We start from the raw sequence: 13,902 nt of genomic DNA, 5'->3' as shown, positions 1-13,902 counted from the left end.
GCGGCCTCACCACACCCACGGCAGCAGCCGCCAGCTGTGCGCGGCGTAGTCCGGGTAGTCCTCGGGGAAGGCCTGGGTCAGCATCGCTTCCTCCACCCGGATGCGGCGCAGGAATGCCCAGGTTACCGGTAGCACGATCACCAGCAGCGACAGCACGTTGCCCATGCCCAGCGCCAGCCCGTAGAACGCCAGCAGCGCGCCGGTGTAGGAGGGGTGGCGCAGATAGCGGTACGGCCCATGGCGGACCAGACGGTGGCCCTCCTGGATGGTCACGTCGACGGTGAACCAGCGCGCCAGCACCCGGATCGACCACAGCCGCAGCGCCAGCCCGCCGGCCAGCAGCACGCAGGCCGTCCAGCGCAGCGGCTCCTGCAGGTGCGGCGCATACCGCCACACGCCGAGCATCGACAGCACCACGCCCAGCGCCACCGCCGCGTACAGCACACGCCACAGCAGGCGCAGCGTGCCCTGGTCGCGGGCACCGCCGTCGGCGGCGCGACGGCGGCGGCTGAGCAGCATCTCGTAGGCGCCCCAGCTCAGGCCGAGCAGCATGAACAGCAGATCCGGATGGCGCAGGGTCAGGGGCATGGCGGCGTCCTCGTGGCGGCGTGCAACAGCGGCATTGCGTGGCAAGGTGGATGAACCGGGCCCGTCCTGCGTGTCGATCGTCCGGCATGCGGCGGGTATGGACACAGTGTGCCGCGTGCCCGGTGGTGCGGCAGTGGCCGCAGGTCATGCCGTCCGCGTGCCGGAAGTCACTTTCTGCGCCCGCCCCATTGCCGTGGCATCGGCCCGCGGTCAGCATCGGCCGCATGAACCGATTCCTGCGCGACCTGATCGAACCCAAGCGCCTGGCCGGGCTGCTGACCGTGGCCACCGTGCTGTGGTCGTTCCAGTTCGCGACACATGCGTTGGCCGTCTGGCGCTGGATCGCGGCGACGCTGTTCCTGCTGCCGCTGCTCGGCGCCCACTACCTGCCCGCGCGTTGGCGCGACGCCGCGCTCTGGGTCGAAGCGGCCGCGGCGATGGCCTTGGTCTGGCTGGAGCCGCACGTCGGCACCGCGCCGGTGTTGCTGGTGGTGGTGGTCGCGCAGGTGGCGTTGCAGTGGCCGCCGCGGCCGGTGCTGGCGCTGGCGCTGCTGGCCAACCTGGGCACGTTCCTGGCGCTGTCCGCCGCCGGCATCAAGCATCCGCTGCTGACCACGCTGATCTACGCCGGCTTCCATGCTTTCGCCGGCCTCAGCGCGCACTACGCGCGCACCGCCGAACTGGCGCGCGAGGCGCTGGCGCGGGTCAACGCCGACCTGCTGGCCACCCGCGCGCTGCTGGCCGACAGCACCCGCGACGCCGAGCGCCTGCGCCTGGCCCGCGAACTGCACGACGTGGCCGGACACAAGCTCACCGCCCTGCGCATCCAGTTGCGCCTGCTGCTGGCCGATCCGGCGCTGGCGCAACGCCCGGAGCTGGCGACGGTGGAGCGGCTGTCCGGCGAACTGCTGGCCGACATCCGCGCGGTGGTGCAGTCGCTGCGCGACGAACGCGGCGTGGACCTGGAGACGGCGTTGTGCGCCCTGGCCGCGCCGTTCCCACGGCCGCAACTGCAACTACAGATCGATCCGGCGCTGCGCATCACCGATCCGCACCTGGCCGAGACCCTGCTGCGGCTGGTGCAGGAAGCGCTGACCAATGCCGCGCGGCATGCCGACGCCGCACATGTGCGGGTGCGCCTGGGCCAGGACCGGCAGCAGCTGTGCCTGGACATCGAGGACGACGGCCACCGCGCCGAGCGCATCCGCGAGGGCAACGGCATCGCCGGCATGCGCGAGCGTCTGGCCGCATTGCAGGGGCGCCTGGAACTGGGCCGCACGCCGCTCGGCGGCATGCAGTTGAGTGCGAGGCTGCCGCTGTGAGCGCGCTGCGGATCGCCCTGGCCGACGACCAGGTGCTGGTACGCGCGGGCCTGCGCGCGCTGCTGCAGACCCAGGGCATCGTCGTCGCCTGCGAGGCCGACGACGGCCAGGCGCTGCTCGACGTGGTGGCGGCCACGCCGGTGGACGTGGTGCTCAGCGACATCCGCATGCCGGGCATGGACGGCATCCAGGCACTGCAGCAATTGCGCGCGCGCGGCGACCGCACGCCGGTGCTGCTGCTCACCACCTTCGACGACTCGGACCTGCTGCTGCGCGCCACCGCCGCCGGCGCGCAGGGCTTCCTGCTCAAGGACGCCGCGCCGGAAGACCTGCGCGAGGCGATCGCGCGCGTGGCCGCCGGCGAAACCCTGCTGCAGCCGGTCAGCACCGACCCGGTGCGCGCGCGCTACCGCTACCGCGACGAGGACGCCCCGCGCGACACCTTCAACGAACGCGAAGTGGCGATCCTGCGCCTGCTCGCCGGCGGCTACTCGAACAAGGAGATCGCGCGCAGCCTGTTCCTGGCCGAGGGCACGGTGAAGAACTACGTCTCCACCATCCTCGACAAGCTCGGCACCCGCGACCGCACCCGCGCCGTGCTCAAGGCGATCACCCTGCGCATCATCTGATGCGTGCACAGCGGTGACGCCGCGACGTCCACCGGCAGCGCGTCGGGACTGAAGTCCCTCCCACACTGTCTCCATCCGGCATCGTGGCACCGTCCCAATGGCGGCACCGTCCGACATCGTAGATACCGTCTTACCCCCTAGCAGGCAAGGGCCCTTTTCGGATCGAACGCCGTGCCCGATTTGAGAACCCCGTAGGCCAGGTGCAGGAGCTTGCGCATGGCGGCGCACACGATCTGCTTGCCGGCTTTGCCGCGTTCGCTCAGCCGCTGTTTCAGCGTGCGGATGATTGGGTTGTGGGTCATGGCCACCAGGGCCGGCATGAACAGGCCCGCGCGCAGGCGGGGCGAGCCGGTGCGCGAGATGCAGACGTGGCCTTTGCGCTCGCCCGACTCCTGCAGGCACGGATTCAGGCCCGCGAAGGCGGTCACCGCCGAGGCATCGGCGAAGCGCCTCACATCGCCAAGTTCGGCCAGCATCAAGGCCGCGCTGGTGTCGGCAATCCCCTGGATGCTCACCAGCAACTCGCGCTGCCCACGCAAGGTCGGATCCTGGTCGATATGGTCATCGATGGCCTGCTCGATCTGGGCGATGTGGTGTTGCAGATCGGCCAGATGGACCTGGATCGAGTCCTTTACCTGGGCCGGAGCGACCTCCAGCCGGTTGCGCTCCATCTGCAGCATCTGTTGCAGGTCCTGGCGCCGGCGCACCAGCGCTTTGAGCTGCTTGAGCGCCGGCGGATCAGGGTGCCAACGGCGTAACTGTTCGCGGTGACGCAAGGCATAGCTGGCGATCAGCTTGGCATCGCTGCGATCAGTCTTGACCCGGCTGAGCTGGCTGCGTGCGTACGCGGCCGTCTGCGCCGGGTTGAGCACGCACACCCGATAGCCGCGTGCGTGGAGGAACTCGGCCAGCGCCTAGTGGTAGGTGCCGGTGGCCTCCATGGCGATCCAGCTATCGGGCTGCGCATGCGTCTGCAGCCATGCCTGCAGGGCCTGGAAGCCCTTGGCATCGTTGGACAACTTGGCCTTGGTACGGTGCTTGCCATTGGTCAGATCGATGGCCACATCGAAACTGCGTTTGGCGACGTCGATGCCGATGACGGGAGACATACGCGATTCCTCCATCGTGTCAGGGTCATGATCGGCGCTGTGCCCGGTCCTGCCTTGTCGATGCGAGTTCACGCCCGGGGGCGGACTCTGGATACCGTTCGGACACACAAGGGCCAGCATGTGGAGGGCGGAGCCGATCTACGATGCAAGCTCGAAGCTTTAGGAGCGACTGGACCTCCCAAACCTCCTCCGATGATCAGTCGGAAGACATGACGCCTGTTTAGGGGCGATATGTCCAGATACAAGGAGCGGCTTCAGCCGCGACAACCGACGTTGCGGTGCGTGGCTCCCCGATAAGCGCTTTGCCTTCCCGCCAGCACAGCATCCGCTACCGCGATGCCGCCTTTGGTGGGAGCGACTTCAGTCGCGACGCGACGCCACCTAGACGCTCGCGCCTCCACCCACACCGACCTCCATACCCCGCCGTGTGCTACCACCGGGACTTCTGTGCGCCCGCCGCAGACATTAAGATGCCGCGGGCATTGTGCCGACGAGGAATTCACGTTGATCATCCATCCGAAAGTCCGCGGTTTCATCTGCACCACCACGCATCCGCTCGGCTGCGAGCGCAACGTGCTCGAGCAGATCGCCGCCACGCGCGCGCGCGGCGTGCGCCACGATGGGCCAAAGAACGTGCTGGTGATCGGCGCGTCCAGCGGCTACGGCCTGGCCTCGCGCATCACTGCTGCGTTCGGCTTCGGCGCCGCCACCCTCGGCGTGTTCTTCGAAAAGCCCGGCAGCGAGAAGAAGGCCGGTACCGCCGGCTGGTACAACGCCGCCGCCTTCGACAAGCAAGCCAAGGCCGCCGGCCTGTACAGCAAGTCGATCAACGGCGACGCATTCTCCGACGAGGCGCGCGCCAAGGTCATCGAACTGATCAAGCAGGACATGGGCGGCCAGGTCGACCTGGTGGTGTATTCGCTGGCCTCGCCGGTGCGCAAGCTGCCGGGCACCGGCGAAGTGAAGCGCTCGGCGCTCAAGCCGATCGGCCAGACCTACACCGCCACCGCCATCGACACCAACAAGGACGCGATCATCGAGGCCTCGATCGAGCCGGCCACCGAGCAGGAGATCGAAGACACCGTCACCGTGATGGGCGGGCAGGACTGGGAACTGTGGATCGACGCGCTCGAAGGCGCCGGCGTGCTCGCCCCGGGCGCGCGCACCGTGGCCTTCAGCTACATCGGCACCGAGATCACCTGGCCGATCTACTGGCACGGCGCGCTGGGCAAGGCCAAGGTCGACCTCGACCAGACCGCGCAGCGCCTGCACGCCCGCCTGCAGCAGCACGGCGGCGCAGCCAACGTGGCGGTGCTGAAATCGGTGGTGACCCAGGCCAGCGCGGCGATCCCGGTGATGCCGCTGTACATCTCCATGGTCTACAAGATCATGAAGGAAAAGGGCCTGCACGAAGGCACCATCGAGCAGGCCGACCGCCTGTTCCGCGAACGCCTGTACCGCGAGGACGGCCAGCCCGCGGCCACCGACGACGAGAACCGTCTGCGCCTGGACGACTGGGAATTGCGCGACGACGTGCAGGACGCCTGCAAGGCGCTGTGGCCGCAGGTGACCACCGAGAACCTGTTCCAGCTCACCGACTACGCCGGCTACAAGCACGAGTTCCTCAAGCTGTTCGGCTTCGAACGCCAGGACGTGGACTACGACGCCGACGTCGACCCGGACGTGAAGTTCGATTGTGTGGAGCTCTGAGGAGCCGGGATTGGGGAGTGGGGATTCGGGAGTCGCGTTGATCCCGAATCCCGGAAAGAGATGCGGCCGGCAGCGATGTCGGCCGTTTTCTTTTGCACCTCGCATCGCCAACGTGCGATGGCCGGTCGCGGCTGAAGCCGCTCCTACGGGTGCAGCGCGTGCTCTCGTCTCGTAGGAGCGGCTTCAGCCGCGACAAACGAAGCCGCGATGCCCGAACTGACCGCACACCATCAAGCCGAAAAACCCCGCCGCACCGCAACGCCGATTCGCACGCAAACCCCGCAGCGCCAGCGCCTTCACGATTCCCCACTCCCTATTCCCCATTCCCGGCTCTTCAACGCCTCACATCGAACCGCGTCGCCCCCACGCACGCCTGCACCTCGGCTTCGCTCAGCGCCAGCACGTCGCCCGGCAGCGTGTGCTTGAGGCAGCCGGCGGCCAGGCCGAAGCGGATCGTGGCGGTGTCGTCCCATCCCCGGCTCAAGCCGTGCAGCACGCCGGCGGCGAAGGCGTCGCCGCCCCCGATGCGGTCGACGATGCCACTCAGCTCCTCGGCCGGCGCCTGCGCGACGCTGCCGTCGCGGCGCAACAGCATCGCGCCCAGGCTGTGCCGGTCCACGCTGTGCGCCACGCGCTGGGTGCAGGCCATCGCCTGCAGCTGCGGGAACGCGGCAAAAGCATCGCGCGCGCCCGCTTCCACCCGCGCCTGCACGCTGTCCTGCGGGTAGCGGTGGCCCAGCACCACTTCCAGGTCGCGGTAGTCGGCGAACAGCACGTCCGTCTGCGCCAGCAACTGCCGCAGGATGCCCGGCGCATCGCCGTGCCAGGCCTCCCACAGCTTGGGCCGGTAGTTGCCGTCGAACGACACCCGCACCCCGGCCGCGCGTGCCGCCTGCGCGGCCGCCAGCGCCGCCGCCGCGCCGCGTTCGCCCAGCGCCGGGGTCACCCCGGACAGGTGCAGCCACTGCGCGCCCCGCAGCAGCGCAGGCCAGTCGTGCTGGTCGCCCGCATCCAGCGCGAAGGCCGAACCGGCGCGGTCGTAGGTGACCTCGCTGGGCCGGTGCCCGGCGCCGGTGCTGAGGAAGTACAGGCCCATGCGCCCGGGCACGAAGCGGATGCCGCCGGTGTCCACCCCATGCCGGCGCAGTTCGCCGGCCGCGCCCTGGCCCAGCGGGTTGTCGGGCAGCACGCTGACCACCGAGACGGCATGGCCGAAATGCGCCAGCGCCACGCCCACATTGGCCTCGGCACCGCCCACCTGCACCTCCAGCCGCGGCGTCTGCAGCAGCCGTTCGTGGCCGGGCGCGCCCAGGCGCAGCAACAGTTCGCCGAAGCAGACGATGCGGGAAACGGTCATGGCGGGCGGGTCCGGGCGGCCGAAGGGACGCCAAGCATGCCGCGAAACGCGCACCTCGGCCAGAAAAACTGACTAGCGGTGTCATTTTCGTGCGGCAGCACGCGGTTCGGCACTGGCCCGCGTCGCGATCGTGCGCTATCTCATTGACTGAAAAGACCCTGCGGTCGCCGGGCACTCTGTTGCGCTGCAAGATGCCGCAATGTTTCGCAACTGTTAACGTTGGTTTTGACTAGCGGTGTCATTCGCGACAACGCCCGTAGTTCAACGCCGTCATGGAACCCTTGGGAGGGGAGGACATGCAATCACGTACCGAACGCCGGAAGACACCGGTTACCTTGCTCGCGCTGTCGATCGGCCTGGCCCTGCAGGCCGGAGCCGTGCAGGCGCAGGAGGCGCCGGCGTCCGCGCCGCCCGCCACGGCCTCGGCCGATGCCACCACCGAGCTCGACACCGTCGTCGTCACCGGCTACCGCGCCAGCGTGGAGAAGGCGCTGGACATCAAGCGCGCCGAAAAGGGCATGGTCGACGCCATCGTCGCCGAGGACGTGGGCAAGTTCCCCGACACCAACCTGGCCGAATCGCTGCAGCGCATCCCCGGCGTGGTCATCACCCGCGACGCCGGCGAAGGCCGCAACATCTCCGTGCGCGGCCTCGGCCCCGACTTCACCCGCGTGCGCATCAACGGCATGGAAGCGCTGACCACGGTCGGCGCCAGCGACCAGAGCGGCGGCACCAACCGCGGCCGCGGCTTCGACTTCAACGTGTTCGCCTCGGACCTGTTCACCCAGATGGTGGTGCGCAAGACCGCCTCGGCCGACGTCGAGGAGGGCTCGCTGGGCGCCACGGTCGACCTGCGCACCGCGCGGCCATTCGACTACGACGGCTTCACCTTCGCCGCCAACGGCCAGGCCACCTACAACGGCATGTCGCAGAAGGCCGATCCGCGCATCGCCGCGCTGGTCGCCAACACCTGGGCCGACGGCACCTTCGGCGCGCTGATGTCGGTGGCCTATTCCGAGCGCCAGGTGCTCGAGGAAGGCAGCGGCACCACGCGCTGGGCCAACGGCCCCAGCAACAACGGCTACAGCGCCGCCTCGCCGTTCGCCGCGGCCAACAGCGCCAACGTGTTCAGCCCGCGCATCCCGCGCTACACGCAGATGGAGCACGAGCAGAACCGCCTGGGCGTGACCGGGTCGCTGCAGTGGAAGCCCAACGACAGCACCGAGTTTTCGCTGGACGGCCTGTACTCCAAGATCGATGCCAAGCGCGACGAGCACTACATCGAGGCGATCAGCTTCAGCCGCGGCCGCTCGCAGAACGGCAAGCCGGACATGATCGTGCGCGACGGCTACGTCGACCCGGCTTCCGGCGCGCTGCTGTACGGCCGCTTCGACAACGTCGACATCCGCTCGGAGAACCGCCACGACGAGTGGAACACGGTCTTCAAGCAGCTCACCCTCAACGGCGAGCACCGCTTCAGCGACACCTTCAAGATCACCGGCGAGATCGGCAGCTCCAGTTCCAAGCACCGGAACCCGATCCAGACCACGATCATCATGGACAAGAACAACGTCGCCGGGTACAGCTACGACTACCGCAACAGCTACACCTCGCCGGTGTTCAACTACGGCATCGACCCGACCGCCGCCAACGGCTGGACCCTGGCCGAAGTGCGCATGCGTCCGCAGTCGGCCAACAACAGCTTCGACACCGGCTCGTTGAACTTCGAGTGGAACCTGGGCCCGAACTTCACCCTCAAGGGCGGCGTGCTGGCCAAGAACTACGGCTTCGACACCAAGGAGTTCCGCCGCGCCTCCGAAACCAGCGTGCCGACCTTCGCCACCGGCAACCGCATCGTGCCGGTCGACCTGGTGACGCTGGCCGGGCTCAAGGGCATCGAGGGCACGCCGTCGAACTGGGCGGTGCCCGACCTCAACGGCATCGCCGATGCGCTGGGCATCTACAGCGGCACCGGCACCTGGACGCTGACCGAGCGCGCGGTCAACACCCGCAGCGTGGAAGAGAAGGACCGCGGCGCCTGGTTGATGGGCGACTTCGCCTTCGACATCGGCGCGATCCCGTTCTCCGGCAACGTCGGCGTGCGCTACGTGAAGACCAACCAGTCCTCCACCGGCTATGCCCTGGTCGGCACCAACCTGATCAACACCACGGTCGAGCGCGACTACCACGACACCCTGCCGTCGTTGAACCTGGTCGCCGAGATCACCCCGGACTTCCTGATCCGCTTCGGCGCCGCCAAGGTGATGACGCGTCCGGGGCTGGGCAGCCTGACCCCGGGCGTGACCGTCGCCGTCGCCGGCGGTGCGCGCACGGTGAGCGGCGGCAATCCGAACCTGGATCCGATCCGCGCCAAGACTGCCGACCTCGGCTTCGAGTGGTACCTGCAGGAAGGCGCGATGCTGGGCCTGGCGCTGTTCTACAAAGATATCGACAGCTTCGTGCAGACCGCGCGCACCATCGCCCCGTACTCCAGCAGCGGCCTGCCGGTCAGCCTGCTCGACGGCACCGGCGCGGCGGCCAGCGACGACTTCGTCTTCAGCGTGCCGCTCAACACCCCGGGCGGCAAGCTGAAGGGCGCCGAGTTCAACTACATCCAGCCCTTCAGCTTCCTGCCCGGCAAGTGGGCCAACTTCGGCACCCAGCTCAACTACACCTACGTGCAGTCGAAGATCCAGTACGTCACCGGCACCGGCGCGCTGTCGTTCAACACCGACCTCACCGGCCTGTCGAAGAACTCGTACAACGCCACGCTGTTCTACGAAGGCGAACGCTTCAGCGGCCGCGTGTCGCTGACCCACCGCGACGGCTACCTGACCCAGGTGCCGGCCACGGAAACCGGCTTCGACATGCACGGCATGCGCGGCACCAATGTCGTCGACGCCAAGCTGACCTACAAGATCGACGAGAAGATCGACATCAGCCTGGAAGGGTCGAACCTGACCAACGTGCCGTACTACGAGTGGGTGCAGACCAGCGCGGGCGGCGCGCAGCTGCCGCTGACCTACAGCGAGACCGGCCGCCAGTACGCGATCGGGGTGCGTTACAAGTTCTGATGTCTGCGTGCGCCGGTGCCGCGCTGCGGCATCGGCAACGCCCCGCTGCCCGCATACTCGCGGGTCGGGGAGGGAGATCGACGCGTACCGGAATGGTGCGCGCCGATCGCAAAGGAGCGAGATGAAACAGGCAATTCGCAGTGGCGCCGTCGCCGACCACATCGTCGCGGCTGATGCCGCTCCTACGCGCGCACCTGCTCCTCGTAGGAGCGGCTTCAGCCGCGACAGCCGGCCTCGGTCTTCCACGGCACTGCCCATGCGCCTGCGCAGCATGCTCCACAGTCTCGCCCTGCTGTGCGGACTCGTCTGTCCCACCATCGCCACAGCCGCTACTCCCGAACTCCTGTTCCGCGTCTCCGCCGACCACGGCCTGGACGCCGATGTCGCCCAAGGTGACCCGACACCCAACTTCCGCGACAAGATCGCCCTGGTGCCCACCGGCGTCTCCGGCCAAGCCATCGAATGGGCCGACGACGGCGTGCTGTCCTGGAACGCCCCCGGCAACCTCTACACCCAGCGCGGCACGTTGTCGTTCTTCTGGCGCTCGCGCTACCCGGTGGGCGAAGCCCCGTTCGTGATCTTCCGCGTCGGCTACGCCGACCACACCAGCTGGGACATGGCCTGGCTGCGCATCGACTGGAACGGCCACGGCTTCGATGCCTTCGTCACCGACGCCAACCTGGCGCGCACCCGCGTCTCCTTCAAGCTCGGCAAGGTCCCCGCACCCAGCGCCTGGACCCACTTGGCCTTCGCCTGGGATGAGACCCGCGGCGTGCGCCTGTACGTGGACGGCAAGGAAGCCGCGCGCGTGGACTGCACCCAGGCCTGCGCCGATGGCGGCTCGCTCGACTTCGACGCCGCGCTCGACCAGCTCGGCCTGGCCGCGCGCGTGCTGGCGCCGCACCAAGTGCAGAGCCGCTACAACTTCCTGCGCGGCAGCGACGTCGACGAGATCCGCGTCTACGACCGCATGCTCGATGCCGCCGGCGTCGCCGCATTGGCCAGGCAGCAGGAGCCGCGCAGCGCCGAGGCCGTGCCGGAGAGCGCCGCGCGCAACGCCTGGTTGCACCGCTTCGGCTGGGACCACGGCCGCGCTCCGCCTGCGCTGGATGCCCCGTCCACGCGCATCCGCAAGGTCGAGTTCGCCGACGCCAAGGACCTCAAGGAATGGATGTGGAAGGCGACCGACGGCATCGCCGAGACCACCTGGCCCGGCGTGTACAACCGCTCGCGCCTGCCCGGCCGCAACGACTACTTCCAGTTGCCCGACTGGAACGTCTACGTCGAAGGCGGCAAGGCGCTGGACCTGGCCCTGCCCGACGAACCGTTCAACCGCATCGAACTGCGTGGCGCCGCCTACGGCCAGGCCACCTATGCCGCCGTTGGCGCCACGCCTGCGCCGCTGTTCGCGCGCGCCCAGGGCACCGTGCGCAGCGTCGACCAGTTCGAACGCCGCCGCGGCGGCCACCTGCGTTTCAGCAACGTCGCCCAGGAAACCCCGATCCAGGAAATCTGGGCCTACGACGTCGGCGCCGGCGCCGAGCCGGCCAACCCGAGCGCCACGCTGCGCTACACCGTGCGCAGCGACATCGCCCCGGACTACGCCAACCTCGCCGCGCTGCGCGCCTACATCGCCGGGCGCTACCCGCCGGACGAACGCAGCACCGTGGTCGCGCTGCCGACCAAGGCGCCCTCGCGCAAGCGTGCCGACGACAAGACCGCGGTGCCGCCGCTGCCCATCGTGCATGTGCTCATCCCCTCCAACCTCGGCGACGCACCGGCCGCGCAGTCGCTGATGCGCAGCTGGTCCTACGGCTGGGAGAACATGCACGACGGCCTGGACGGCATTGCCATCGACCTGCCGGCGCTGCGGCTGCCGGCCACGCACAACGGCCTGATTCCGCTCAACATCCGCGTCAAGGATCCGATCTGGCCCGGCCGCGACATGCTCGACGTGTCGGTCTCGGTCGCGCCCGGGCAGGCGCGCACGCTGTGGCTGGATCTGCGCGACCGCATCCTGACCGACGACAGCCTGATGCTCAGCATCGCCTCGGCCGCCCCCGGCTTCGACGCGCGCGCGCTGGACGGCGCGCAGATCCGCCTGCTGTTCAAGCCGCGCGAGCAGGCCAAGGTCGAGCACATCGCCGACCGCTTCAACCAGGTCAAGGACAACTGGGGCTTCCTGGTCGAGGAACACACCACCTCCAAGCGCCAGCGCCTGTACGCGCGCCTGGATGCCGACATCCACGACCTGCTGCGGGTGGACCCGGACAACGCGCTGGGCCGCCAGTACTGGGCCGACATCAGCTACGGCAACCAGGGCCCGCTGCCGGTGCAATTGCCGCAGCCGCCCAAGGGCGTGCCGGGCTGGGCGTTCTGGCAGCTGGAAGACCTCAAGGCCACGCGCCGCTACATCAACTGGTGGATCGACGAGCGACAGGTCGACTACGGCGATTTCGGCGGCGGCATCTCCGACGATTCCGACCTTACCCAGCAATGGCCCGGCGTCGCCCTGATGGGCGTGGACCCGGACAAACTCAATGCCTCGCTCACCGCCCTGTCCGACGCCAACTACCGCAACGGCATGTTCACCGACGGCCTCTCCACCATCGAGACCGACGAACTGCATTCCTACGAGGACGGCATCAACATCAACAGCGAAATGCTCTACCTCAACTGGGGCGACCCGCTGACGGTGGAGCGGCTGATGCGCACGGTGAAGGCGTTCGACAACATCATCCAGGTCAACCCGCAGGGCCACCTGCTGTTCGCCAGCAACTGGTTCGGCGGGCGCAAGGTCTACCGCGAGCCGAACTGGCAGTGGCAAAAACCCTACTCGTTCCCGATCCTGCACCCGGCGCTGCTGCTGGGCGGCTACAACGCCGATCCCAACAGCCGCCGCATCGTCACCGGCCTGGCCGACGGCTACCTGGCCCATGCCTACACCGACGCCAAGGGCCAATGGACGCTGCCCAACGAGATCAACTGGGCCACCGGCAAGACACGCGGCGGCAGCCTATTCGACGGCAGCGGCGGCCCCGACACCCTGCATACCTTCTGGGCCGCGTACCGCTGGACCGGCGATGCGCGCTACCTCCAGCCCATCGACTACCGCGTCGCCAAGGCCGGCCCCGGCGGCCTGTCCCTGCTCAACGAGAACTTCCTCGACGTGCTCGGCAAGCGCGACAGCTGGGGCGCCAGCCTGGCCAAGGCGGCGGCCGACGCCGAGGCCGAAGACGCCCCGGACTTCGCCCACCACGTCGCCTGGGAACAGAGCGGCGACCCGCGCTGGCTGGAAACCCTGTACCGCGCCGAGACCCGCGACAAGCTGCAGACCTTCTACATGAACACCGAAGGCCACTGGTGGAGCGACCGCGTCGAATCGCCCACCGTGAACCTGCAGCGCGCCCGCCTCGGCGGCGTCGCCCTCAAGCGCAACCAGACCTACCCCGGCCACACCGTCAGCTGGCGCTTCGCCGACCCCGAAGGCGCGGTGCAGGTGGCGCTGCTGCTGCCCAAGCCCCGGCAGGATCGCTTCACCGTCATCGGCTACAACACCAGCGGCAAGACGCAGCGGGCGCAGATGACCGGGTGGAATGTCGCCGCCGGACAGTGGCGGATGCGCGCGGGCGTGGATCGCGATGGCGATGGGAAGATCGACGGCAAGGCGGCCACGCGCGAGTTCGCGTTCGAGAAGAGCGGCGCGGTGGACGTGGAATTCCCGGCCGGCAAGACGGTGGTGATGGAGTTCGAGCTGGTCGCGCCGGCTGCGGTGCCGGTCGAGCTACGGCCGGACTTGGGGATCGGGCGGGGGGATGTGCGGGTGACGGGCGATGCCATCGAAGTCACCGTGCATAGCCTGGGGCATGTGGATGCGCCGGCGGGGTTTGTGGTGCTGGAAGACGCGCGTGGTCGGGAATTGGCGCGGGCGGGGTTTCCTGCGTTGGAGGCGCCGCGGGATTTGGAGCCGAGGATCGCGAACGTTCGGCTGGCGGTGCCGGCAGGCGCAAGTACCAACGGTGGCCGGTTGCGGGTAGTCACCGAGAGCGAGGTGGACGAGGTGACGCAGCGCAATAACGCTATGGAGTTGCCCTGATCCAGCAGAGCATACGC

At 68.7% G+C, this 13,902-nt stretch carries 7 protein-coding genes and 1 pseudogene; 5 read left to right on the top strand and 3 right to left on the bottom strand.

The window, feature by feature from the left end:
• Positions 1 to 6: 6 nt before the first annotated feature.
• Positions 7 to 588, bottom strand: a complete 582-nt coding sequence (locus RAB71_RS00550) for an isoprenylcysteine carboxylmethyltransferase family protein (protein ID WP_010340639.1) — start codon at positions 586 to 588, stop codon at positions 7 to 9.
• A 224-nt stretch (positions 589 to 812) separates the two neighbouring features.
• Between RAB71_RS00550 and RAB71_RS00545 the strand changes: the two genes are divergently transcribed.
• Both RAB71_RS00545 and RAB71_RS00540 read left to right on the top strand, forming a co-directional pair.
• Entirely contained in the window at positions 813 to 1,910 is a 1,098-nt protein-coding gene (locus tag RAB71_RS00545) for a sensor histidine kinase (protein WP_010340638.1), read from the top strand.
• Positions 1,907 to 2,539: a response regulator transcription factor gene (locus RAB71_RS00540; protein WP_010340637.1), complete on the top strand. Its 633-nt coding sequence runs from the start codon at positions 1,907 to 1,909 to the stop codon at positions 2,537 to 2,539. Before RAB71_RS00545 ends, RAB71_RS00540 begins: the two co-directional genes overlap by 4 nt.
• A 137-nt stretch (positions 2,540 to 2,676) precedes the next feature.
• Here the strand turns inward: RAB71_RS00540 and RAB71_RS00535 are convergent.
• Positions 2,677 to 3,648: pseudogene (locus tag RAB71_RS00535) on the bottom strand (IS110 family transposase).
• Between the two features lie 504 nt (positions 3,649 to 4,152).
• Here RAB71_RS00535 and fabV point away from each other — a divergent pair.
• Positions 4,153 to 5,358 carry an enoyl-ACP reductase FabV gene (gene fabV, locus RAB71_RS00530; protein ID WP_010341471.1) on the top strand — a complete coding sequence of 402 codons (1,206 nt, stop codon included), beginning with the start codon at positions 4,153 to 4,155 and terminating at the stop codon, positions 5,356 to 5,358.
• A 334-nt stretch (positions 5,359 to 5,692) separates the two neighbouring features.
• Here the strand turns inward: fabV and RAB71_RS00525 are convergent, their stop codons facing one another.
• Positions 5,693 to 6,715 (bottom strand): sugar kinase, encoded by a 1,023-nt coding sequence (locus tag RAB71_RS00525; protein WP_104609603.1) that lies wholly within the window; start codon positions 6,713 to 6,715, stop codon positions 5,693 to 5,695.
• A gap of 296 nt (positions 6,716 to 7,011) precedes the next feature.
• On the opposite strand from RAB71_RS00525, the gene RAB71_RS00520 reads away from it, so the two are divergent.
• The gene (locus RAB71_RS00520) at positions 7,012 to 9,789 is read left to right on the top strand and encodes a TonB-dependent receptor (protein ID WP_010340588.1); all 2,778 of its coding nucleotides are present in this window, start codon (positions 7,012 to 7,014) and stop codon (positions 9,787 to 9,789) included.
• A 271-nt stretch (positions 9,790 to 10,060) separates the two neighbouring features.
• Entirely contained in the window at positions 10,061 to 13,885 is a 3,825-nt protein-coding gene (locus tag RAB71_RS00515; RefSeq protein WP_087943449.1) for a LamG-like jellyroll fold domain-containing protein, read from the top strand.
• The last annotated feature ends 17 nt before the right edge of the window (positions 13,886 to 13,902 follow it).

The sequence above is a fragment of the Xanthomonas sacchari genome, from assembly GCF_040529065.1.
Taxonomy (GTDB): Bacteria; Pseudomonadota; Gammaproteobacteria; order Xanthomonadales; family Xanthomonadaceae; genus Xanthomonas_A; species Xanthomonas_A sacchari.
This window is presented reverse-complemented; position numbering and strand designations above follow the sequence as displayed.